This is a genomic window from Streptomyces sp., assembly GCF_031181705.1.
GTDB lineage: Bacteria > Actinomycetota > Actinomycetes > Streptomycetales > Streptomycetaceae > Streptomyces.
Window position 1 is genome coordinate 25,641 of sequence record NZ_JAPSKN010000007.1, and the last position, 23,001, is coordinate 48,641.

A 23,001-nucleotide genomic window follows, 5' to 3' on the forward strand; every position below is an offset into this window, starting at 1 on the left:
GACCGGCGTCACGCCGTACTCGGTGCGACCGGCGCTCTTTGTATGGAGCCGACCAACTGCCGGTTCGCGCCTTTGTCGACCGCTGACGGTGATCGGGCCGAGGGCGCTGGGATAGCGTCACGATGTCCCACCGGCCCTCACCCTCGCGGAGTCCCCATGAGCACCGCTGCCGCCACATCCGCCCGCACCGGACAGGTCCTCGCCGACCTGCTGCCTGCCTCCCGTGTCCGGGACGCGGCCCTCGTGCTCGGCGGCGCCGCGCTCACCGGCCTCGCGGCCCAGCTCTCCGTGCCCGTGCCGGGCTCCCCGGTGCCGGTGACCGGCCAGACCTTCGCCGCCCTGCTCGTCGGCACGTCCCTCGGCGCCGGCCGCGGCTTCCTGGCCCTGGCGCTGTACGCGGTGGCGGGCCTCGCCGGCGTGCCGTGGTTCGCGGGCGCCTCCTCCGGCGTCGCCCCGTCCTTCGGCTACATCCTCGGCATGATCCTCGCCGCGACCGTCGTGGGCGCCCTGGCCCGCCGCGGCGCCGACCGCTCGGTGTGGCGCATGGCCGGCGCGATGCTCGTCGGCGAGGCGATCATCTACGCCGTCGGCGTGCCCTACCTGGCCCTCGCCACCGGCATGTCGGCCACCGCCGCGATCGCGGCCGGCCTCACGCCGTTCCTCATCGGCGACGCGCTGAAGGCGGCGCTGGCCATGGGCGCGCTGCCGACGGCGTGGAAGTTCGCGAACAAGCGCTGACCTCGCGGAAGTCGGCAGAGGCCCGCCGGGAACACCGTCCCGGCGGGCCTCTTGCCGTGTCCGCCCCACGAGCAGCCCGGATCAGCCCTCCCGTACCACCGGCCGCCGCCGCTGCGACCACCACGGACCGGCCACGCCCAGCAGGGGAGCGGCCGGCGCGTCCGGCGACGGGGGTTGGTCGTGCCGAACGGCACCGGGCCCTGCTGCCGGAACGTCCTGGTCCCGTCGCCCGCCCGCACGGGCAGGCAGATGTACCCGGTCTCCCCCAGGCCGTACGTCGCGTCGACGGCGTACGACCTGGACCCACTCGCCGATTGACGACAAGCCCGTCGAAACCGACGACCAACGCCTTGTTCTTCCGAGCTTCGCGGTGCTCCACGGCAGCGAAATAGGGCAGCGAAAGGGCCTGCGGCGCGTGCGCCGAAGCAACACGCGCCGCAGGCCCGGCCGTTCACGGGGACGGCGAGCGCCTCAGGGCTCAGCCGGCGGAGATCTTGTCCCGGGCCTCGGCCTCACCGGCGGCCCGTCGCCCGCCGCGCACCTTCTCCTTCACGAAGGCGATGACGAGCACCACCGCCGCGACGAGCAGCGACAGCGAGATGGTGGTGCGCCCGTCGTGCTCGGTGTCCGTCAGCATGTAGCCGAGGATGAACACGATCAGCGCGGCCGTCGCCCAGGTCAGGTACGGGTACAGCCACATCTTCACGACGAGCTTCTCCGGCGCCTCGGCCTGGATGATCTTCCGCATGCGCAGCTGCGAGAAGCAGATCACCAGCCACACGAAGAGGGCGACCGCACCACTGGAGTTCACCAGGAACAGGAAGACGGAGTCCGGGAACTTGTAGTTGAAGAACACGGCGACGAAGCCGAACGCGACGGACGCGAGGATCGCCGTGCGCGGCACGCCGTTGGAGGTGGTGCGGGCGAAGGACTTCGGCGCGTCCCCACGCTGGCCGAGCGAGAACGCCATGCGGGACGCGGTGTAGAGGCCCGAGTTGAGGCAGGACAGCACCGAGGTCAGCACGATGAAGTTCATGATCTGACCGGCGTGCGGAATGCCGAGCGAGTCGAGCGCCGCCACGTAGGAGCCGTCCTCGGTGATGGACTTGCTGTCCCACGGCAGGAGGGCGACGACGACGAAGATCGAGCCGAGGTAGAAGACGGCCACACGCCAGATGATGCTGTTGGTCGCCTTGGTGACGGCCTGCTGCGGGTTCTCCGACTCGCCGGCCGCGAGGGTCGCGATCTCACTGCCCATGAAGGAGAAGACGACGAGCAGCACACCGGTGAGGATGGCCCCGGCCCCGTTGGGCAGGAAGCCGCCGTGTTCGGTGAGGTTGCTCAGCCCGGCCTGCTCGCTGTCGACACCCGGCAGCAGACCGAACACGGCCAGGCCGCCGATGAGGATGAACGCGGCGATGGCGACGACCTTGATGCCCGCGAACCAGAACTCGAACTCGCCGTAGGAGCCCACGGAGACGAGGTTGGTGGCGGTCAGCACGACCATCACGATCAGGGCCCAGGCCCACTGCGGCACGGCCGGTATCCAGCCCTCCAGGATCACGGCACCGGCGGTCGCCTCGACCGCGAGCACCACGACCCAGAAGAACCAGTACAGCCAGCCGATGGAGAACCCGGCCCAGGGGCCGAGCGCCCGGTCGGCATGGGCGGAGAACGAACCCGAGGTCGGGTTGGCGGCCGACATCTCGCCCAGCATCCGCATCACCAGCACCACGAGCGTGCCGACGAGGGCGTAGGAGAGCAGGATGCCGGGGCCGGCGGTGGCGATGCCGGAGCTGGACCCCACGAAGAGGCCGGCGCCGATCACACCGCCGATGGCGATCATCGACAGATGCCGGTTCTTGAGTCCGGCCTGCAGCCCGGAACCGTGCACCCCGGGATCTCCGGGGCCTTGGGGTTCGTTTCCGGTTGTCTTCATCGTCGGCTGCGAGGTCATGGAACGGATTTCCTTTGCGCCGGGGAGTGGTACTTCCGTACGGAACCGCACGCGCCGTACGAACGGGGTGTGTCGCGGCATGACGGTGTACGGGGGCTCGTACGAGCGGTGTACAAGCCGGTCCAGTGAAACGGAGGCGAACGTCGAGGAGAACCTTTGAATCCAGATTGTTACTTGAGGTTTCCCTGAGCTTCCGTAATGCGGCTCACATTCTGCTCACGTTTTACCGAGCGCCACCCCGCGCGCCTTCCCTGAAACACCCGTGTCACACTCGTCCCATGCGCGTGTACCTCGGCTCGGACCATGCCGGCTACGAACTGAAGAACCACCTCGTCGAGTGGCTGAAGGACGCGGGTCACGACCCCGTCGACTGCGGCCCGCACATCTACGACGCCCAGGACGACTACCCGCCGTTCTGCCTGCGCGCCGCGGAGCGCACGGCCGCGGACCCCGACTCCCTCGGCATCGTCATCGGCGGCTCCGGCAACGGCGAGCAGATCGCCGCGAACAAGGTCAAGGGCGTCCGCGCGGCCCTGGCCTGGAGCGAGGAGACGGCGTCCCTCGGCCGCCAGCACAACAACGCCAACGTGGTGGCCGTCGGCGCCCGCATGCACTCCCAGGACGAGGCGACCAAGTTCGTCGAGGTGTTCCTCAACACCCCGTTCTCCGGTGACGAACGTCACATCCGCCGCATCGACATGCTGTCGGCGTACGAAACGACCTCGGACCTCCCCCCGATCCCCCCGCACCACCCCCAGCAGTAAGCCCCCGCGCGCCCTGTCCACAGAACGCGGCCTCGCGAAAGCGGAGTGTCGCTGCGGCCTACAGGTGCGCGGAGGGGCAGGAGGACGTAGCCGCGGCCGTGGGCCACGCGGGCACGGGGAGCGTAGCCGCAGGCCGGGGCCCTGAGGGGTGCAGGCGACGCAGTCCCCGCCCGGGCCCGGGGCGGAGCCCCGGGGGGCCTGTCGACCCCGGCCTGTGAGCGAACCGTGTCGGGCGGGCCGGTGGGCGGGTGGGCAGAACCGTAACGACCACAGGGAGCACCCCGTGCCGGAGGGCCACACCATCCACCGCCTCGCCCAGGACTACGCCACAGCCTTCCGCGGCACCACCCCCCACGTCACCAGCCCCCAGGGCAAGTTCACCCCCGCCGCGACCCTCCTCACCGGCACGGAACTCACCGCCACGGACGCCCACGGCAAACACCTCTTCCTGGGCTTCCGCGGCTACCGCGGCTCGCGCGAACCCCACTGGATCCACATCCACCTCGGCCTCTTCGGCAAGGTCACCGCGGGCCCGGCCCCCGCGCCCCCACCCACCGGCACCGTCCGCCTCCGCCTCGCCAACGACACGGCCTACGTCGACCTCCGGGGCCCCACCACCTGCGCCCTGATCACACCCCCGGAGAAGCAGGCGATACACGGCCGTCTCGGCCCCGACCCCCTCCGCGACGACGCCGACCCGGACACCGCGTACCGCCGCATCGCCCGCAGCCGTACGACGATCGCCGCTCTGCTGATGGACCAGAAGGTCATCGCCGGCGTGGGGAACGTCTACCGCGCGGAGGTCCTGTTCCGGCACCGCATCGACCCCTACCGCCCCGGCAGGGACATCACCCCCACCGAGTGGCACGCGATCTGGACGGACCTCGTCACCCTCATGCGCGAGGGCGTCCGCAACAACCGCATCGACACGGTCCGCCCGGAGCACACCCCGGAGGCGATGGGCCGCCCGCCCCGCGTGGACGACCACGGCGGTGAGGTGTACGTCTACCGCAGGGCCAACCTGCCCTGCCACATCTGTGGCGGCGAGATCCGCACCGCCGATCTCGCCGCCCGCAACCTCTTCTGGTGCCCTACCTGCCAGCGCCCCTGACCCACTGCGGCCTCGACATCCCCGGACAGCCCCCCCCGATCCGGTCGCCAGCAGCCTCACGCAACACCGGCCGACCCGCGCGAGCCGCCCGCAACCCACCGCATCAGAACCCGTGCGGCAGCCAGGGCGCCGGCCCACCGCCGCCGCCCCCGAACCCCAGCGAAGCCTCGGCCAGCGCCCCCCGCCGAACCTCCCGCACCCGCCCCGCCGCCCCCAGCGAGGCCAGCGACACGCCCCCGAGGTACGCCGCCCCCAACTCCCGCACCGACAGCACGACATCCGCCGCATCCGCCGTACGCTCGCAGGACGCCCCCTTCTGATCCCCGCTCAGCCGCCAACGCCCGGCGTTCCAGGGGCAGAACGCGTCCTCCACCTCGAACACGACGTCCACCGGCGTCTGATACGTCCGCGCCTCCAGCGCGGCCCCCACCTCCACCGGCCGGACGTACAGCGAGTCCCGCACCCGCGGCAGGCACCGCCGTATGTCGGACACCAGGTACTGCCACGCGTCGTCGACCGGCCGTCCCCGCGCCACCACCTTCGACGTCAGGTCGATGTCGAACAGGAAGCGCCACAGCGCCGCGTCCGCCGCGGGGTCCAGCGCGGCCAGAGCCTCCACGACCACCGCGCCGTTGGGCCCGGCGGTCTCCCACTCCGGCTTGACGCGGTACCGGGCGTATCCGACGGTCTCGCCGTCCCGTTCGGCGACGACACACTGCAGCGGCGACGCCCCGCCCCGCTCGCTCTCCGGGTCGAGCACCCCGAGCCGCTCCCAGCCGGGCCGCCGCGCGAGCATCCCGGGCCGCGACGGCACCAGCCGGGCGTACACCGCCTCGCACGCGTCGAGCACGTCGGCCGGAGCCGCGAACCGCAGCCGTACGTCGTCCGTACCGGGCGGCACCGACAACCGCACCCGGCTGGTGTCGATCTCGGCGTTCAAGTGGTAGGTGGCGTTGCCGTATCCGAACCGGCCGTAGATCGCCGGCTCGCTGGCCGTGAGCACCGCCAGCGGCTCACCCCACGCGCGTACGTCGTCCAGCTGCCGGCGCATCATCGACGTCAGCACCCCGCGGCGGCGGTGCGTCGCCGCCACGCTCACCATCGTGACGCCCGCGGCCGGTACCGACGCCCCGCCGGGCACGGTCAGCCGGAACGAGAACGCCCCCGCCGTGCCCACGCACTCGTCCCCGTCCCACGCGCCGAGCGAACGGTCGAACTCGGTCAGCGAGTTCCACAACTCCCGTTCCTCGGCGGACTCCGGCACCCCGCCGAAGCCCCGGAGCAGGGCGTCGTAGAACTTGTCCCATTCGTCCCGCCGGAGCACCCGCAGGTCGGCCGCAGAGCCGGTCATGTCAGTCGCCATGCGCCATGCCTACCAGGGCAATGCGGGACGAGCGAGGGAATTTCTCCCGGCCGAGGGCGGGGCGGCGCGCTGTGAAGTTCACTGTGACGTGCGCCCTCGGACGGGGGACAAGTAGGACCTCCCGTGCCAAGGGGCTGGTCCGCTGGATAGGGTCCCGAACTAATGGCATCAGGACGAGAGCGGCGCGCGGCAGCCGAGACGTTCACGGCCCGGTTGAAGAAGCAGTGGCACCGGGCCCGCGTCGGCGTGCGCCGGGCCGCCGTGGACTACTTCCGCGGTGACGGCTCGGACTGGATCGCCCTGGCCGGTCTGCTCCTGATGGTTCCGGTGATCGCGGCGGCGACACTCGCCAACTCGGTGTGGTTCTCCCCGGCCGCGCTGGTCCTGCCGGTCGTCGTGGGCGGCCTGCTCCTGCGTCCGGCGAGCCTGCTCGGCCTGTACGCGGCCGCCGCCACGGCGCTGATCGTGGAGTCGGTGCGGCTCGGCCCCTATACGGAGGGCCCGTCGCGGGTCACTCCGGGCGTGGTGCTGGTGGTCGCGGCCTGCGGGTTCTTCGGACTGCTGCTGGCGCAGTTCCGCAGCCGGGTCGGTGTGCCCTGGCGGCGCGGCGGCACCATGCTGTTCGACCTGCGGGAACGCATCCGCGTGCAGAGCAAGCTGCCCGGCCTGCCGGACGGCTGGCACCGCGAGATGGCCCTGCGCCCGGCGGGCGGCCAGTCCTTCTCGGGCGACTTCGTGGTGGCGGCCCGCACCAACGGCGGCCGCACGCTCGAAGTCGTCCTCACCGACGTCTCCGGCAAGGGCATGGACGCGGGTTCCCGCGCGCTGCTGCTGTCCGGCGCGTTCGGCGGCCTGCTCGGCTCCCTCCCGCCGCACGCCTTCCTGCCGGCCGCCAACGGTTACCTGCTCCGCCAGGACTGGGACGAGGGCTTCGCCACCTCCATCCACCTGGTCCTGGACCTCGACTCCGGCGACTACGAGCTCTACTCCGCGGGCCACCCGCCGGGCCTGCAACTCAGCGCCGGCACCGGCCGCTGGGAGGAGAAGGCCGCCGAGGGCCCGCTCCTCGGGGTGTACGACGGTGCCCAGTTCGACCCGGTGAAGGGCTCGCTGCGCCCCGGCGACGTGCTGATGCTGTTCACGGACGGCCTGGTGGAGACGTCCGACCGCGACATCGTCGAGGGCATCGACCGCCTCACCGGCGAGGCCGACCGCTATGTGGCCGGCGGCTTCCACGGCGCCGCCTGGCACCTCATCGAGGCGGTCGCCAAGGACGTCAACGACGACCGGGCCCTGCTGCTGATCTGCCGCGAAGGTCCCACGGCCGCCGCCACCCGCTGACGCGCCGTCGCCCGCCCGGGGCACACTGGAGCCGTGACCGAGACGCCCCGAACACCCCTGACCCTGGCCCGGATCGAGGCCACCGCCCGTGCCGCGCACGCCGGCCGGACGGACAAGGCCGGACGGCCCTACGAGGAACACCTGCGGGCCGTCGCCGAGGGCGTCCGGGCGCGCGGCGGCGACGAGGAGCAGATCGCGGCGGCCTGGCTGCACGACGCCGTCGAGGACGACGCCCTCTCGGAGCGGTGGCTGCGGGAGGCCGCGTTGAGCAGCCGGACGAAGGCCATCGTGCGGGCGGTCACCAAGCGGACGGGCGAGCCGCCCGAGACGTACGCCGCCCGCATCCTCGCCACGCCCGGCGCGCTGCTGGTGAAGGAGGCGGACCTGGCGCACAACGCGGACCCGGCGCGTCTCGCGGTCCTCGACGAGGCGACTCGCGAAAGACTGACCGAGAAGTACGCGCGGATGCGCGCACTTCTCGGTCTGACCGGCTGAGCCGGGTGAGGGTCAGGCGTCGACCTTCTCGCGCTCGCGCTCGCGCCGCTCGGCGCTCTGGCGCTCGCGGGCGAGCTCGGCCGCGTCCCGCTTGAAGGCCCACTCCATCCTCGGCTCCATCGCGAACCGGAACACGCGCTGCACCGGCTTGGTGCACAGCACGGTGACGACGGCGGCCGCGAGGACGGTGACGGCGATCTCACCGGCCGGGTGGTGCAGCCAGGAGGCCTCGAACCAGCCCTGGTAGTCGCCGGCCTTCACCAGGAAGCCGTGCAGCAGGTAACCGTAGAGCGTGCCGGCGCCGAGGGCGGTGAACCACATGTGGCGGCGCGGCACCCAGGCGAAGAAGCACGCGGTCAGCACCAGGGAGCAGCCGAACAGCGCGAGCACCATCACGGGGCCGGTCCACCACGGGGCGCCCAGCTCCTGCGCGGAGTCGCGGTGGTAGAACCACGCGGTGTTCATCCGCGGCACCGCCCACCAGCTGACGGCCAGCGCCGCCGCGAACACGGGCACCGACGCGATGCGCACCGAACGGCGGCGCACCATGTGGAAGTGCTCGGGCTTCATCGACAGTCCCAGCACGAAGAACGGCAGGAACTGCAGGACGCGCTGCAGGTCGAGGTCGTCGCCGATCGAGGGGCTGATGGTCGCGAGCATCGCGAGGCCGAGCGCGAGCGGCAGCGGCCAGCGGGCCAGCTTCCAGATGGGGGTGGTGACCCGCCAGACGAACAGCGCGACCAGGAACCAGGTCAGGTACCAGGGGTCGAGGAGGCTGATGTCCTGCCCCGGGTCGTCGTCGATCCAGCGCTTGAAGAGCGGGTAGGCCGTCTCGAAGACGATGTACGGCACGGCGACGCCGGTGATCAGGCGCTTCAGCCGGTCCGGCCGCATGTCGAAACTGCGGGAGAAGTAGCCGGAGATGATGATGAACGCCGGCATGTGGAACGCGTAGACGACCTGGTACGCGGCCTCGAGTATGCGGCTGTCGCCCTTGAGCGGTTCCCAGGCGTGGCCCATGGCCACCAGCACGATCGCGAGGTACTTGGCGTTGTCGAAGAACGCGTCGCGCTGCTTGCCGTTCTGCTTCTTCTGCGGGCTGTGCGGCGAGCGCGGGCTCGGCACTCCGTCGGCCGGTGGCTGGGCCGGGGGAAGTGGCGCCTTGCGGTCGCCGTTCGGTCGCAGCGAGTTCGTCACAGACCCTCCCACCAGGAGCTCGGGGAGACGGTCCGGGACCTCGCTGCGCTGACGGGGGACGAGGCAGCGTGGAACATCTGAGGCACCCTAGCGTTCCCTGCAGCTATTCGTAAAACGCCGGATGTGAATCCTGGCTATTCGCTCCGGGTACCCCGGATTACGGGTGGTTGACATCGCCATCCGAGTGATGGCCAACACATCACCCGATGACGGATCGTGTGCACCGACCGGGTCCTGCTTGTCGGGATACGTCCGGACTAAGCGGTGCATAAGACCAGCAGGGGACTCCGGCGGAATGTCCGCTTCGGCGCCCTTCAGGGCTGCCTCGCAGCGTCGTTGATGAGGTCCTGGCGACAATTCGAATTAATGGCGAACGCGTTGTGTGGAGACGGAAACGACGCGCTCGAATTCCCCGCACGGGTGGCGCGTCGAAATGCCGTACGAGTACCCGCCGTTGAGCCCTCGCCCTCCGGGCGGCGTGTGCGCCTCCGGGCGACACGGAGGCGGTCGATGCGTCAGCCGCCGCATAGCCAGGCCGCGTTGGTGGCACGATGGTTCTGGCGGGGTGCGCGGGGTCGCGTCCCCGGGCCGGGAGAGCGGACCGACCGAGGGTGTGATCAGTTGTGGCCATTTCACTGTCTGTGGTGCTGCTGTTGGCGATCATCCTTGTGGTGTTGCTGAGAGGAGGATCCATCAAGGCAGGTCCCGCGATCGTGGCGATCCTCTTCGGCTTCTTCCTCGCCTCGACCGGCATGGCCCCGTCGATCAACCGGTTCCTGAACTCGATAGCGGAGACCATCAACTCCATCAGCTTCTGACGGCCGGCACGGGTCCGCGCGCGTACGGGGCCGGGCCCGCACGACTCCGCCCCCCGAGGGGGAGCGGCCGCCGCACCGATGACCGCCTCGGCCCCGACGGCGGGCAGCACCCCCGTGAGGCAGCCGAAGCCGGACCACCCGGCGTCCTGCGGCCCGAGCCCGCCCAGGCGCGTGAGGGCTCCCGACCGCCTCCGCCACCTGCGTGTACATGACGCCCCCCGGCGGCCGCCCTGCGTGCGCGCACCGGGCCGGAGAAGCACCTCGGGCCCGGTTCCGAGGAACCGGGCCCGAGGCCAGAAGAGCGGGCGACGGGAATCGAACCCGCGTAGCTAGTTTGGAAGACTAGGGCTCTACCATTGAGCTACGCCCGCACAGCACGCGCCGCAGGTCGGAGCGACCCCGGCACTGAAGGCATGGTAGCGGGTCCGGACCGCACCACGCACGCCGCGTTTCCGGCCCGCGCCGACGCGGCCCCGGCCCCCGTGGAAATACGGCGGCCGCACCGCCTGCCGGCATGTACCCTACGTGTCGCACCAGACGGGGTGTGGCGCAGCTTGGTAGCGCGTCCGCTTTGGGAGCGGAAGGCCGTGGGTTCAAATCCCGCCACCCCGACCAGTCATCGGCCACCTCGGGTGATCCTCATCCGGCCCCCCCGGGTGATCGTCTCCCGATCACTCGCGTGATCGCCTTTTGGGCGGTGTAGTCGCTGCCGTTACTATGCAAGCTGCACGCCCGTGTGTCTCATCGTCTGAAGTCCTCCGGGCGGCGAAATCCGCCGGGCCGTTCTGGCGCCGGCAGAAACCAAGAAGTCAGCCACAAGGAGACCGAACCGTGAAGAGCGCCGTGGAGACCCTGAACCCGACTCGGGTTCGGCTCACTGTCGAGGTGCCCTTCGAGGAGCTCAAGGACAGCCTCGACGCGGCGTACAAGAAGATCAACCAGCAGGTCACGGTGAAGGGCTTCCGCAAGGGCAAGGTCCCGGCCCGGGTCATCGACCAGCGGTTCGGCCGCGGTGCCGTGCTGGAGGAGGCCGTCAACGACGCGCTTCCGAAGTTCTACACCGACGCGGTCAACGAGGCCGAGCTCAGCCCGCTGGGCCAGCCCGAGGTCGACATCACGGAGCTGAAGGACGGCGAGACGCTGAACTTCACCGCCGAGGTCGACATCCGCCCGGCCATCGAGATCCCGGACTACTCCGGCATCGAGGTCGAGGTCGACGCGGTCGAGGTCACCGACGAGGACGTCGACAAGGCCGTCGAGGAGCTGCGCGAGCGCTTCGCCTCCACCGCCCCGGTCGAGCGTGCCGCCGAGGACGGCGACGTCGTGACGATCGACCTGGAGGCCAAGGTCGACGGCGAGGTCCTGGAGGACGGCGTCGCGAGCGGCGTCTCCTACACCATCGGCTCCGGCGAGCTGCTGGACGGCATCGACGACGCCGTCAAGGGCCTGGAGGCCGGTGGCGAGGCCACCTTCACCTCCGAGCTCAAGGGCGGCTCCGCCGCCGGCAAGGAGGCCGAGGTCACCGTCAGGGTCACCCAGGTCGCCAAGCGTGAACTGCCCGAGCTGGACGACGAGTTCGCGCAGCTCGCCTCCGAGTTCGACACCCTCGAGGAGCTGCGCGCCGACAGCCGCAAGCGCCTGGAGAACATGAAGCAGTACGACCAGGCCACGCAGGCCCAGGAGCGCGTCCTGGAGAAGCTGCTGGAGCTCGTCGAGGTGCCCGTCCCCGAGAAGCTGCTCGAGGACGAGATCAACACCCGCAAGCACAACCTGGAGCACCACCAGCTCGGCCAGATGGGCCTCGACCTCGCGAAGTACCTGGAGATCCAGGGCAAGACCGAGGAGGAGTTCGAGACCGAGACGCGTGAGGCCGCGGTCAAGGGCATCAAGACCCAGTTCGTCCTCGACGAGCTGGTCAAGCAGGAGAAGCTGAACGTCAACCAGGAGGAGCTCACCGAGCACCTCATGCGCCGCGCGGCCTCCTCCGGCATGTCCCCCGACCAGTTCGCCCAGGCGGTCGTCGAGGGCGGCCAGGTTCCGCTCCTGGTCGGCGAGGTCGCCCGCGGCAAGGCCCTCGCCGTCGTGGTCGAGAAGGCCACGGTCAAGGACACCAACGGCGAGATCATCGACCTCGACGACGAAGAGGACGAGACCGAGTCCGCCGAGGCCGCGGCCGAGGAGACCCCGGCCGAGTCCGCCGAGGAGAAGACCGAGGGCTGAGCCCCGGCAGCGACGAGCGACTGAGAAGGCCCTGGGGCACGCCCCAGGGCCTTCTTGCCCCCCAGAAAGGCGAGCGCACCTCAGGGGCGCGGGGAACTGCGCGACATGCCCCCACCCGCCCGCAACCCGGCGATCGCCGCACCACCCACGACGAGACCGCACGCCGCCCCGGCGGAGCCCGCCGCGCTACGCCCCCGGCGAACACCCCCATCTCCGGGATTCCCCGAAGGGACCCGCGCGTTAGGGTCCATGAATACCAGGGCAGTGGAGTCTCCGATACGGCTCCCGCCCCGCAGGGAACACGTGAGACGGCCCGGCGCCGTCGTAAGACGAGCAGGTGGATACGTGACGAATCTGATGCCTTCAGCCGCCGGCGAGCCTTCCATCGGTGGTGGCCTCGGCGACCAGGTCTACAACCGGCTGCTCAACGAGCGGATCATCTTCCTCGGCCAGCCGGTCGACGACGACATCGCCAACAAGATCACCGCACAGCTGCTGCTCCTTGCCGCCGACCCGGACAAGGACATCTACCTGTACATCAACAGCCCCGGCGGTTCGATCACGGCCGGCATGGCGATCTACGACACGATGCAGTTCATCAAGAACGACGTGGTGACCATCGCCATGGGTCTCGCGGCTTCCATGGGCCAGTTCCTGCTCAGCGCGGGCACCCCCGGCAAGCGCTTCGCTCTGCCGAACGCCGAGATCCTGATCCACCAGCCCTCCGCGGGTCTGGCGGGCTCCGCCTCGGACATCAAGATCCACGCCGAGCGGCTGCTGCACACCAAGAAGCGCATGGCCGAGCTCACCGCTCAGCACACCGGCCAGACGGTCGAGCAGATCACCCGCGACTCGGACCGCGACCGCTGGTTCGACGCCTTCGAGGCCAAGGAGTACGGCCTCATCGACGACGTGATCCCCACGGCCGCCGGTATGCCGGGCGGCGGCGGCACCGGGGCCTGAGAGGTCCTACGCGGCTCCACGAGCCCCGTAGGACCCCGCCCGGGCCCCGGAGCCCCGGGACGCCCCAGCAGCCCCAGCCGACCGCCTCAGCCCCTTTCAGGAGACACCGTGAACGCATTCCCCGGCAGTGGGATCTACGACCGCACTCAGGCCGTGCAGGACGTGAGCGCCTCGCAGGGCCGCTACACCGGCCCGCAGGCCGAGTCCCGCTACGTCATCCCGCGCTTCGTCGAGCGCACCTCCCAGGGCATTCGCGAGTACGACCCGTACGCGAAGCTCTTCGAGGAGCGCGTGATCTTCCTCGGCGTCCAGATCGACGACGCCTCCGCCAACGACGTCATGGCGCAGCTGCTGTGCCTGGAGTCGATGGACCCCGACCGGGACATCTCGGTCTACATCAACAGCCCCGGCGGCTCCTTCACGGCGCTCACGGCGATCTACGACACGATGCAGTACGTCAAGCCGGACATCCAGACGGTCTGCATGGGCCAGGCGGCCTCCGCCGCCGCCGTCCTGCTGGCCGCCGGTACGCCGGGCAAGCGCATGGCCCTGCCGAACGCGCGCGTGCTGATCCACCAGCCCTACAGCGAGACCGGCCGCGGCCAGGTGTCCGACCTGGAGATCGCCGCCAACGAGATCCTGCGGATGCGGACGCAGCTGGAGGAGATGCTGGCCAAGCACTCCACCCAGGCGATCGACAAGATCCGCGAGGACATCGAGCGCGACAAGATCCTCACGGCCGAGGACGCGCTGAACTACGGACTGATCGACCAGATCATCACCACCCGGAAGATGGACAACTCGAGCCTGCGTTGAGGCGTGAGGCTGTATCGTCTGCCGCCCCTTGGCACGGTTTGGCACGGTTCACGTCAAAGCGAACCGTGCCAAGGGGGGCCCGGACGAGGGGCCCGGCAAGGTACCGTCGGACATAAGGCAGCACCAGGAGTCCGCTGGACGTCGACGTCCAGGAGTCTCCCAGGCGAAGGGGAAGCACACCGTGGCACGCATCGGTGACGGCGGCGATCTGCTCAAGTGCTCGTTCTGCGGCAAGAGCCAGAAGCAGGTCAAGAAGCTCATCGCAGGGCCCGGTGTCTACATCTGCGACGAGTGCATCGATCTCTGCAACGAGATCATCGAGGAAGAGCTGGCGGAGACCAGCGAGGTCCGCTGGGAGGAACTCCCGAAGCCGCGCGAGATCTACGAGTTCCTCGAGGGCTACGTGGTGGGCCAGGAGGCCGCCAAGAAGGCCCTGTCCGTAGCGGTGTACAACCACTACAAGCGCGTCCAGGCCGGTGAGAACGGCGGGGGGAGCGGCCGCGACGACGCCATCGAGTTGGCGAAGTCCAACATCCTCCTGCTCGGCCCCACGGGCTCCGGCAAGACCCTCCTCGCGCAGACCCTGGCGCGCATGCTGAACGTCCCCTTCGCGATCGCCGACGCCACGGCCCTGACGGAGGCCGGCTACGTCGGCGAGGACGTCGAGAACATCCTCCTGAAGCTGATCCAGGCCGCCGACTACGACGTCAAGAAGGCCGAGACCGGGATCATCTACATCGACGAGATCGACAAGGTCGCGAGGAAGAGTGAAAACCCCTCCATCACGCGCGACGTCTCGGGCGAGGGTGTCCAGCAGGCCCTGCTGAAGATCCTGGAGGGCACCACGGCGTCGGTCCCGCCGCAGGGCGGCCGCAAACACCCGCACCAGGAGTTCATCCAGATCGACACGACGAACGTGCTGTTCATCGTGGGCGGTGCCTTCGCCGGTCTGGAGAAGATCATCGAGTCCCGGGCCGGCGCCAAGGGCATCGGCTTCGGCGCGCAGATCCGCTCCAAGCGCGAGATGGAGTCCAAGGACCAGTTCCAGGAGGTCATGCCGGAGGACCTGGTCAAGTTCGGCATGATTCCCGAGTTCATCGGCCGCCTGCCCGTCATCACCTCGGTCCACAACCTGGACCGCGAGGCCCTGCTGCAGATCCTCGTCGAGCCGCGCAACGCGCTCGTCAAGCAGTACCAGCGCCTGTTCGAACTCGACGGTGTGGAGCTGGACTTCGAGCGCGAGGCGCTGGAGGCCATCGCCGACCAGGCCATCCTCCGCCAGACCGGCGCCCGCGGCCTGCGCGCCATCATGGAGGAAGTCCTCCAGGGCGTGATGTACGAGGTCCCGTCCCGCAAGGACGTGGCCCGGGTCGTCATCACGGCGGACGTCGTCCAGTCGAACGTCAACCCGACCCTGATCCCGCGCGATGCGCGGGGCCGCGGGCCGGGCGAGCAGAAGACGGCCTAGGCCTCACCCCCGGCCACAGAAGCCCCCGGCACACAGAAGGCGCCCGGCGACATCGCCGGGCGCCTTGGTCGTTCCTGGGGTCAGGCCTTCACGCGGATCTCGCTGCGGACCTTCGTGGTGAGGTCGATCGCCACGTCCTTGGTGACGCCCTGCGCCGCGTCACCGGGCGAGATGAGGGCGATGGTGCTGTAGTCGGCCCACGCGCAGAACCAGTTGGTCTTCTCCTTCTTCGTCACCTGGTCCTGGCCCTTGACCGACTGGCACTTCATGACCGCGCCGTCGAGGTCCGCCGACTCCGGCTCGCCGACCAGTTCGGGCTTGCCGGACCCGGTGGAGGACTCCTTCTCGGCCGACTTCCTGAAGTTGGCGAAGAACAGGTCCAGCGTCTTCTCCGGGTCGGAGATCTCGCCGTAGGCACCGGCCACCGAAAGGGTCTTGGCCGTGGCCATCTTCGCGGCGGACGACGGATCGTCGGGGTCGTAGTCGCTCAGGTCGACCGTGGAGTAGAGGCCCGCCGCCGTCTTGGCGTTCTTGACGCCGCTCTTCTCCAGCTCCGCCGTCGAGTCGCCGCCGGCGGTCTGCCCGTCCTTGGTGGTGCGGTTGTAGTCGGTGAGCACCTTCGCCGGTGTCGCCAGCTTGTGCGGCCCGTCGTCCTCCAGCGCGCCCGCGCCGCCGCTCCCGCCGAGCACGAAGTACGCGCCCACGCCGATCGCGGCGACGACGGCGACCGCGCCGATCACGATGCCCGTCTTCTTCCTGCCGCCGCCCGGCGCCGGGGGCTGCGGCATGCCGTACGGGGCCTGGCCGTAGGGCGGCTGCGGCTGCTGGCCGTACGGGGGCTGCTGGCCGTAGGGAGCCTGCTGGGGCGGGACGCCCTGCGGGGGCTGCTGCGGGTAGCCGTAACCGGGCTGGGGCGAAGGGGCCTGCTGGGGGTAGCCGTAGCCGGGCTGGGGCGCCTGCGGCTGCTGGCCGTACGGGCCCGGCTGGCCGTACGGTCCGGGCTGCTGGGGCTGCCCGCCGTACGGGCCCGGCTGGTTGTAGCTCATCTTCTGGGTTCCCCTCCAGATGGTCAGGTCTTTCCGACATCCTGGCGCAGCCCCGCCGTGTGCATGGCATCGGGCCCCCCACCGTTACAAGACAAACGCGTTTCGGGACGGCGTCGTGACACCTCTAAACTGACCCCCGTGACCGAGAACGCTCAGCAGCAGCCACCAGCGCCCAGCACCGACCTGCCGACCCAGTACGCGCCGGCCGACGTAGAGGGGCCGCTGTACGAGCGCTGGGTGGAGCGGGGTTACTTTGAGGCGGACGCCAAGAGCGAGAAGCCGCCGTACACCATCGTCATCCCGCCGCCGAACGTCACGGGCAGCCTGCACCTCGGGCACGCCTTCGAGCACACCCTCATCGACGCCCTGACCCGCCGCAAGCGCATGCAGGGCTTCGAGACGCTGTGGCAGCCCGGCATGGACCATGCCGGCATCGCCACGCAGAACGTCGTCGAGCGCGAGCTGGCCAAGGAGGGCAAGTCCCGGCACGACCTGGGCCGTGAGGCCTTCGTCGAGCGGGTCTGGCAGTGGAAGGGCGAGTCCGGCGGCCAGATCAGCGGCCAGATGCGGCGGTTGGGCGACGGCGTCGCCTGGTCGCGCGAGCGCTTCACGATGGACGAGGGCCTCTCCAAGGCCGTCCAGACCATCTTCAAGCGGCTCTACGACGACGAGCTGATCTACCGCGCCGAGCGCATCATCAACTGGTGCCCCCGGTGCCTGACCGCGATCTCGGACATCGAGGTCGAGTACCAGGACGACGACGGCGAGCTCGTCTCCATGAAGTACGGCGACGGGGACGACACCATCGTCGTCGCCACCACCCGTGCCGAGACGATGCTCGGTGACACGGCCGTCGCCGTCCACCCCGAGGACGAGCGCTACAAGCACCTGGTCGGCAAGCTGGTCAAGCTGCCGCTGACCGACCGCTCCATCCCGGTCGTCGCGGACGAGCACGTCGACCCGGAGTTCGGCACGGGTGCCGTCAAGGTCACCCCGGCGCACGACCCGAACGACTTCGAGATCGGCCAGCGCCACGGCCTCCCGGCCCTGACGATCATGGACGAGCACGCGGTCATCACCGCGCACGGCCCCTTCCAGGGCCAGGACCGGCTGGAGGCCCGCTCGGCGATCGTCGCCGCGCTGCGCGCCGAAGGGCGGATCGTCGCCGAGAAGCGCCCGTACGTCCACTCCGTCGGCCACTGCTCGCGCTGCAAGACCACCATCGAGCCGCGCCTGTCCATGCAGTGGTGGGTCAAGGTCGGCCCGCTCGCCAAGGCGGCCGGTGACGCCGTCCGCGACGGGCGCGTCAAGATCCACCCGCAGGAGATGGAGAAGCGCTACTTCGACTGGGTCGACAACCTCCACGACTGGTGCATCTCGCGCCAGCTGTGGTGGGGCCACCGCATCCCGGTCTGGTACGGCCCCGAAGGCGAGGTCGTCTGCGTCGGCCCCGACGAGGAGCCGCCGAGCGGCGAGGGCTGGCGCCAGGACACCGACGTCCTCGACACCTGGTTCTCCTCGGGCCTGTGGCCGTTCTCCACGCTCGGCTGGCCCGAGCAGACCGAGTCGCTCGCGAAGTTCTACCCGAACTCCGTCCTGGTCACCGGCTACGACATCCTCTTCTTCTGGGTCGCCCGGATGATGATGTTCGGCCTGTACGCGATGGACGGCACCCCGCCGTTCCACACCATCGCCCTGCACGGCATGGTCCGCGACCAGTTCGGCAAGAAGATGTCGAAGTCCTTCGGCAACGCGGTCAACCCGCTGGACTGGATGGACAAGTACGGCTCCGACGCCCTGCGCTTCACCCTCGCCCGCGGCGCCAACCCGGGCGTCGACGTGCCGATCGGTGAGGACTGGGTCCAGGGCTCGCGCAACTTCGCCAACAAGATCTGGAACGCCACGCGCTTCGCGCTGATGAACGGCGCCACCGTCGAGGGCCCGCTGCCCGAGCCGTCGAAGATGTCCTCGACGGACCGCTGGATCCTCTCCCGCCTGAACTCGGTCGTCGCCGAGGTCGACGCGTACTACGACGACTACCAGTTCGCGAAGCTGTCCGACGCCCTGTTCCACTTCGCGTGGGACGAGGTCTTCGACTGGTACGTCGAGCTGTCCAAGACGACGTTCCAGGCGGGCGGCGAGGCGGCCGAGGTCTCCAAGCGCGTCCTGGGCGAGGTCCTCGACGTCACGCTGAAGCTGCTGCACCCGGTGGTCCCGTTCGTCACCGAGACGCTGTGGACGACGCTGACCGGCGGTGAGTCGGTCGTCATCGCCGAGTGGCCGAAGGCTGTGGCCGTTCCCGGTGCTGACGCACCGGGCGGCTTCCGGGACGCCGACGCCGAGCGCGAGATCGAGTCGCTCCAGTCGGTCATCACCGAGGTCCGCCGCTTCCGCGCCGACCAGGGCCTCCAGCCCGGCCAGCGGGTCCCGGCCCGCCTCACCCTGGACGGCACGCCGTTCGCGCCGCACGAGGCGGCCATCCGCCAGCTGCTGCGCCTCCAGCCGGAGGGCGAGTCCTTCACGGCCACGGCGACCCTCCCGGTCGCCGGTGCCGAGGTCGCCCTCGACCTCTCCGGCACGATCGACGTGGCGGCGGAGCGCAAGCGCCTGGCGAAGGACCTCGCCGCGGCCGAGAAGGAGAAGGCCCAGGCGGGCGCCAAGCTCGGCAACGAGGCGTTCCTGGCGAAGGCCCCCGACCACGTCGTGGACAAGATCCGCACCCGCCTCGCCAAGGCGGAGGAGGACATCGCCCGCATCCAGGTCCAGCTGGAGAGGCTGCCGCAGGCGTAGCCCGTTCGCAGCAGTGCAGGCCCCGGTGCCACTGGGTACCGGGGCCTTACGCGTACCCGCTTTCCAGGGGCGCGGGGCAGTCATCGGTATGCGGCTCCGCCGCGTGGGCGCGACAAGCCGCGGACGGCCCGCGCCGACGACGACACAAACCACCCCCGACCGATGTCACTCCGCCTCCGTAGACTGGCCCCGTGAGCGAGCTCCCTCCAGACCACAGCGCCGACGACCAGCCCGACCCCCTCACCGCCTTCGACGAGATCATCGCGGAGGAGACCACCCGCGACCCCGACCTCGCGGTCATCGAGGCCGGCAGCCGGACCCTGCGCACCCAGGGCGGCCCCCCGGAGGCCGACATCCCGGCCCGGCCCGCCGACCCCGAGGTCGACAAGGCCCTGCGCGAGGTCGAGGCGGAGCTCGCCACGCGCTGGGGCGAGACCAAGCTGGAGCCCTCGGTCGCCCGGATCGCCGCCCTGATGGACGTGCTCGGAGAGCCGCAGCGGTCGTACCCGTCGATCCACATCACGGGCACCAACGGCAAGACCTCCACGGCCCGCATGATCGAGGCCCTGCTGGGCGCCTTCGAGCTGCGCACCGGCCGCTACACCTCGCCGCACGTGCAGTCGATCACCGAGCGCATCAGCCTGGACGGCGCCCCCATCTCGCCCGAGCGGTTCATCGAGACGTACCGGGACATCAAGCCGTACGTGGAGATGGTCGACGCCTCGCAGGACTACCGGCTGTCGTTCTTCGAGGTGCTCACGGCCATGGGGTACGCGGCCTTCGCGGACGCCCCGGTGGACGTGGCCGTCGTCGAGGTCGGCATGGGCGGCTCCTGGGACGCGACGAACGTGATCGACGGGGACGTCGCCGTCGTCACGCCCATCGACCTCGACCACACCGACCGGCTCGGCACCACGCACGCCGAGATCGCCACGGAGAAGGCCGGCATCGTCAAGCAGGACGCCACCGTCATCCTGGCGCAGCAGCCGGTCGAGGCGGCGCAGGTGCTGCTGAAGAAGGCCGTCGAGGTGGACGCGACGGTGGCCCGGGAAGGGCTGGAGTTCGGTGTCGTGGACCGGCAGGTGGCCGTCGGCGGGCAGCTGCTGACGCTGCGCGGGCTGGGCGGCGAGTACCGGGAGGTGTACCTGCCGCTGCACGGCGCGCACCAGGCGCACAACGCGGCCGTGGCGCTCGCCGCCGTCGAGGCGTTCTTCGGCGTCGGCGCGCAGCGGCCCGACCCGCTCGACCTGGACACGGTCCGCAAGGCGTTCGCCGCCGTGGCCTCGCCGGGCCGGCTGGAGGTCGTGCGGCGCTCCCCGACGGTCGTGCTGGACGCCGCCCACAACCCCGCGGGCGCCCGGGCGGCGGCCGAGGCGATCGGGGAGGCCTTCCAGTTCAGCCGCCTCATCGGCGTGGTCGGTGCGAGCGGTGACAAGGACGTGCGGGGGCTGCTGGAGGCCTTCGAGCCGGTGTTCGCCGAAATCGTCGTCACGCGGAACTCCAGCCACCGCGCGATGGACGCCGACGAACTGGCCGGCATCGCCGTCGAGGTGTTCGGCGAGGAGCGCGTCCAGGTCGAGCCGCGGCTGCCCGACGCGCTGGAGGCCGCCATCACGCTGGCCGAGGAGGAGGGCGAGTTCGCGGGCGGCGGTGTGCTCGTCACCGGTTCGGTCATCACCGTCGGCGAGGCCCGACTGCTCCTGGGGAGGGGCTGAGAACCCATGCGTACGCTCTGTTCTTCCACCCTGATCGGCGAGTTCTTCGTCATCGGCTTCGCCGGGCTGGTCGCCATGAAGGATCCCGACCTGTCCATGACCACCGTGTGGACGGTCAGCGGCATCGCCATGTTCCTGTGCGTGGTGCTGTGCGGCCTGGTGACGCGGCCCGGCGGGGTCGCCCTCGGCTGGGCGCTGCAGATCGCGCTGATCGCGTCCGGCTTCATCGTGCCGACCATGTTCTTCCTCGGCGCGATCTTCGCGGCCCTGTGGTGGGCGTCCGTGCACTACGGGCGGAAGGTGGACGAGGCGAAGGCGCGATTCGCCGCCCAGGCCGGCTCCTCCACACCTGACGCTGCGTAACAGGCGCCCCGACACGCCGGGTAATCTCGTCCCACCGGATCACCGCATCACCGCATCACCGCACAGCCTTCACGCATAAGGAGCCCCGTCGTGACCCAGCGCACCCTCGTCCTCCTCAAGCCCGACGCCGTCCGTCGTGGCCTGACCGGCGAGATCATCAGCCGCATCGAGCGCAAGGCGGGCTGGACGATCACCGCGCTGGAGCTGCGCACCCTGGACCAGGACACGCTGGAGCAGCACTACGGCGAGCACAAGGGCAAGCCCTTCTACGAGCCGCTGGTGGATTTCATGGCCTCCGGTCCGGTCGTGGCGATGATCGTCGAGGGGGAGCGGGTCATCGAGGGCGTGCGTCAGCTGGCCGGTCCGACCGACCCGATCGCCGCGGCGCCCGGCTCCATCCGCGGCGACTTCGGCGTCATCGTCCGGGAGAACCTGATCCACGCCTCCGACTCGGAGGAGTCCGCCGAACGCGAGGTGAAGATTTTCTTCCCCGGCCGGGCGTAGCGTCCGCACGTCATCAGCACATACGGCAGGTCCGGGGGCGCCGCCCCCGGGCTTTGCGGCATATGCGTGGCGTACGAGGGAACGATCGCCCCCGAACGCCCGTCTCCACAAGCGAACGCGCACGGCATCTGCTGACAATGGCGGAGACCCTCCCGCAGTGTTCGCGAAGGCGCGTCTACCATGGAAGCCTTCACGTCACAGCACCCACCTTTGCCGACCTGAAAAGCCCTCAAAAGCTCATGGGAAGGCCAGACGAATCCTGATGGGGAACTCAATGTCGTTCATCGGCCGTGACATGGCTGTCGACCTCGGGACCGCCAACACGCTGGTGTACGTCAGGGGTCGCGGGATCGTACTCAACGAGCCGTCCGTTGTCGCGATCAACACCAACACCGGTGGCATCCTCGCGGTCGGCGCCGAAGCGAAGAAGATGATCGGGCGCACGCCCGGCAACATCGTTGCCGTTCGTCCGCTGAAGGACGGCGTGATCGCCGACTTCGAGATCACCGAGCGGATGCTCCGCTACTTCATCCTGAAGATCCACAAGCGGCGGTATCTGGCTCGTCCGCGGGTCGTCGTCTGTGTGCCCTCGGGCATCACGGGCGTCGAGCGCCGTGCCGTCATCGAGGCGTCGTCCCAGGCCGGCGCCCGCCAGGTGCACATCATCGAGGAGCCCATGGCCGCGGCCATCGGCTCCGGCCTGCCGGTCCACGAGGCCACGGGCAACATGGTGGTCGACATCGGCGGCGGTACGACGGAGGTCGCGGTCATCTCCCTCGGCGGCATCGTCACCGCCCAGTCCATCCGGGTGGCCGGCGACGAACTGGACAACGCGATCATCCAGCACATCAAGAAGGAGTACTCCCTCCTGCTGGGTGAGCGGACGGCCGAACAGATCAAGATCACGATCGGTTCGGCGTACGACCTCGACACCGACGAGCACACCGAAATCCGCGGCCGGGACCTGGTCTCCGGCCTGCCGAAGACCGTCGTCATCTCCGCGGCCGAAGTCCGCAAGGCGATCGAGGAACCGGTCAACGCCATCGTCGACGCCGTCAAGACGACCCTCGACAAGTGCCCGCCGGAGCTGTCCGGCGACATCATGGACCGAGGAATCGTTCTGACCGGCGGCGGGGCGCTGCTGCGGGGCCTGGACGAGCGGCTGCGCCGGGAGACGGGCATGCCGATCCACATCGCCGAGGACCCGTTGGACAGCGTGGCGCTCGGATCCGGAAAGTGCGTCGAGGAGTTCGAGGCGCTGCAGCAGGTTCTGGACGCCCAGCCGCGCAGATGACATAACTCTTCGATTCCGCCGTACGGGACGATCTCCTC

General features: G+C 70.0%; 19 protein-coding genes, 2 tRNA genes and 1 pseudogene. 16 read left to right on the forward strand and 6 right to left on the reverse strand.

Going from position 1 to position 23,001, the window contains the following annotated elements; genetic code table 11:
• The first annotated feature begins 156 nt into the window (after positions 1–156).
• On the forward strand, positions 157–738 hold the full coding sequence (locus RIN80_RS02950) for a biotin transporter BioY (protein WP_309093878.1): 582 nt from the start codon (positions 157–159) through the stop codon (positions 736–738).
• A gap of 81 nt (positions 739–819) precedes the next feature.
• On the opposite strand, the pseudogene RIN80_RS02955 reads toward RIN80_RS02950, so the two are convergent.
• Together RIN80_RS02955 and RIN80_RS02960 are read right to left on the reverse strand one after the other, a co-directional pair.
• A pseudogene (locus RIN80_RS02955) lies at positions 820–1,052 on the reverse strand (hypothetical protein); the annotation flags it as partial.
• A gap of 164 nt (positions 1,053–1,216) precedes the next feature.
• A complete protein-coding gene (locus RIN80_RS02960; RefSeq protein ID WP_309093879.1) occupies positions 1,217–2,695 on the reverse strand; it encodes an amino acid permease in 1,479 nt (492 codons plus the stop codon).
• A gap of 278 nt (positions 2,696–2,973) precedes the next feature.
• Here RIN80_RS02960 and RIN80_RS02965 point away from each other — a divergent pair, with 278 nt between their 5' ends.
• The gene (locus RIN80_RS02965) at positions 2,974–3,459 is read left to right on the forward strand and encodes a ribose-5-phosphate isomerase (protein ID WP_309093880.1); all 486 of its coding nucleotides are present in this window, start codon (positions 2,974–2,976) and stop codon (positions 3,457–3,459) included.
• A gap of 283 nt (positions 3,460–3,742) precedes the next feature.
• Positions 3,743–4,570 (forward strand): DNA-formamidopyrimidine glycosylase family protein, encoded by an 828-nt coding sequence (locus RIN80_RS02970; RefSeq protein ID WP_309093881.1) that lies wholly within the window; start codon positions 3,743–3,745, stop codon positions 4,568–4,570.
• A 103-nt stretch (positions 4,571–4,673) separates the two neighbouring features.
• On the opposite strand, the gene RIN80_RS02975 is transcribed toward RIN80_RS02970, so the two are convergent.
• A complete protein-coding gene (locus RIN80_RS02975; RefSeq protein WP_309093882.1) occupies positions 4,674–5,933 on the reverse strand; it encodes a GNAT family N-acetyltransferase in 1,260 nt (419 codons plus the stop codon).
• A gap of 162 nt (positions 5,934–6,095) precedes the next feature.
• Here RIN80_RS02975 and RIN80_RS02980 point away from each other — a divergent pair, with 162 nt between their 5' ends.
• Together RIN80_RS02980 and RIN80_RS02985 are read left to right on the forward strand one after the other, a co-directional pair.
• Positions 6,096–7,274: a PP2C family protein-serine/threonine phosphatase gene (locus RIN80_RS02980; RefSeq protein ID WP_309093883.1), complete on the forward strand. Its 1,179-nt coding sequence runs from the start codon at positions 6,096–6,098 to the stop codon at positions 7,272–7,274.
• Between the two features lie 33 nt (positions 7,275–7,307).
• Positions 7,308–7,769, forward strand: coding sequence for an HD domain-containing protein (locus RIN80_RS02985; RefSeq protein ID WP_309093884.1), 462 nt, complete (start codon positions 7,308–7,310; stop codon positions 7,767–7,769).
• Positions 7,770–7,781: 12 nt separating this feature from the next.
• On the opposite strand, the gene RIN80_RS02990 is transcribed toward RIN80_RS02985, so the two are convergent.
• Entirely contained in the window at positions 7,782–8,966 is a 1,185-nt protein-coding gene (locus tag RIN80_RS02990; protein ID WP_309093885.1) for an acyltransferase family protein, read from the reverse strand.
• A 623-nt stretch (positions 8,967–9,589) separates the two neighbouring features.
• Between RIN80_RS02990 and RIN80_RS02995 the strand changes: the two genes are divergently transcribed.
• Positions 9,590–9,784, forward strand: a complete 195-nt coding sequence (locus RIN80_RS02995; RefSeq protein WP_010041885.1) for a hypothetical protein — start codon at positions 9,590–9,592, stop codon at positions 9,782–9,784.
• Positions 9,785–10,084: 300 nt separating this feature from the next.
• Here RIN80_RS02995 and RIN80_RS03000 read toward each other — a convergent pair.
• A tRNA-Gly gene (locus tag RIN80_RS03000) sits at positions 10,085–10,155 on the reverse strand.
• A 167-nt stretch (positions 10,156–10,322) separates the two neighbouring features.
• Between RIN80_RS03000 and RIN80_RS03005 the strand changes: the two genes are divergently transcribed.
• From RIN80_RS03005 to clpX, 5 genes are all read left to right on the forward strand, one after another.
• A tRNA-Pro gene (locus tag RIN80_RS03005) sits at positions 10,323–10,399 on the forward strand.
• Positions 10,400–10,615: 216 nt separating this feature from the next.
• The gene (gene tig, locus RIN80_RS03010; RefSeq protein WP_309093886.1) at positions 10,616–12,004 is read left to right on the forward strand and encodes a trigger factor; all 1,389 of its coding nucleotides are present in this window, start codon (positions 10,616–10,618) and stop codon (positions 12,002–12,004) included.
• 357 nt (positions 12,005–12,361) lie between these two features.
• Positions 12,362–12,967, forward strand: coding sequence for an ATP-dependent Clp protease proteolytic subunit (locus RIN80_RS03015; RefSeq protein WP_030240055.1), 606 nt, complete (start codon positions 12,362–12,364; stop codon positions 12,965–12,967).
• 108 nt (positions 12,968–13,075) lie between these two features.
• Positions 13,076–13,783 carry an ATP-dependent Clp protease proteolytic subunit gene (locus RIN80_RS03020; RefSeq protein WP_309093887.1) on the forward strand — a complete coding sequence of 236 codons (708 nt, stop codon included), beginning with the start codon at positions 13,076–13,078 and terminating at the stop codon, positions 13,781–13,783.
• Positions 13,784–13,964: 181 nt separating this feature from the next.
• Positions 13,965–15,251, forward strand: a complete 1,287-nt coding sequence (clpX, locus tag RIN80_RS03025) for an ATP-dependent Clp protease ATP-binding subunit ClpX (protein WP_086603933.1) — start codon at positions 13,965–13,967, stop codon at positions 15,249–15,251.
• A gap of 80 nt (positions 15,252–15,331) precedes the next feature.
• On the opposite strand, the gene RIN80_RS03030 is transcribed toward clpX, so the two are convergent.
• Positions 15,332–16,297: a hypothetical protein gene (locus tag RIN80_RS03030; RefSeq protein WP_309093888.1), complete on the reverse strand. Its 966-nt coding sequence runs from the start codon at positions 16,295–16,297 to the stop codon at positions 15,332–15,334.
• 138 nt (positions 16,298–16,435) lie between these two features.
• On the opposite strand from RIN80_RS03030, the gene RIN80_RS03035 reads away from it, so the two are divergent.
• The 5 genes from RIN80_RS03035 (at position 16,436) to RIN80_RS03055 (ending at position 22,963) form a co-directional block, all read left to right on the forward strand.
• Complete coding sequence (locus RIN80_RS03035; RefSeq protein ID WP_309093889.1) at positions 16,436–19,087, forward strand: valine--tRNA ligase; 2,652 nt, start codon at positions 16,436–16,438, stop codon at positions 19,085–19,087.
• Between the two features lie 191 nt (positions 19,088–19,278).
• Positions 19,279–20,802: a folylpolyglutamate synthase/dihydrofolate synthase family protein gene (locus tag RIN80_RS03040; protein ID WP_309093890.1), complete on the forward strand. Its 1,524-nt coding sequence runs from the start codon at positions 19,279–19,281 to the stop codon at positions 20,800–20,802.
• Between the two features lie 6 nt (positions 20,803–20,808).
• Entirely contained in the window at positions 20,809–21,165 is a 357-nt protein-coding gene (locus tag RIN80_RS03045; RefSeq protein WP_309093891.1) for a DUF4233 domain-containing protein, read from the forward strand.
• Positions 21,166–21,255: 90 nt separating this feature from the next.
• On the forward strand, positions 21,256–21,669 hold the full coding sequence (gene ndk / locus RIN80_RS03050; RefSeq protein WP_309093892.1) for a nucleoside-diphosphate kinase: 414 nt from the start codon (positions 21,256–21,258) through the stop codon (positions 21,667–21,669).
• Positions 21,670–21,943: 274 nt separating this feature from the next.
• Positions 21,944–22,963 carry a rod shape-determining protein gene (locus RIN80_RS03055; RefSeq protein ID WP_006133575.1) on the forward strand — a complete coding sequence of 340 codons (1,020 nt, stop codon included), beginning with the start codon at positions 21,944–21,946 and terminating at the stop codon, positions 22,961–22,963.
• Positions 22,964–23,001 lie beyond the last annotated feature (38 nt).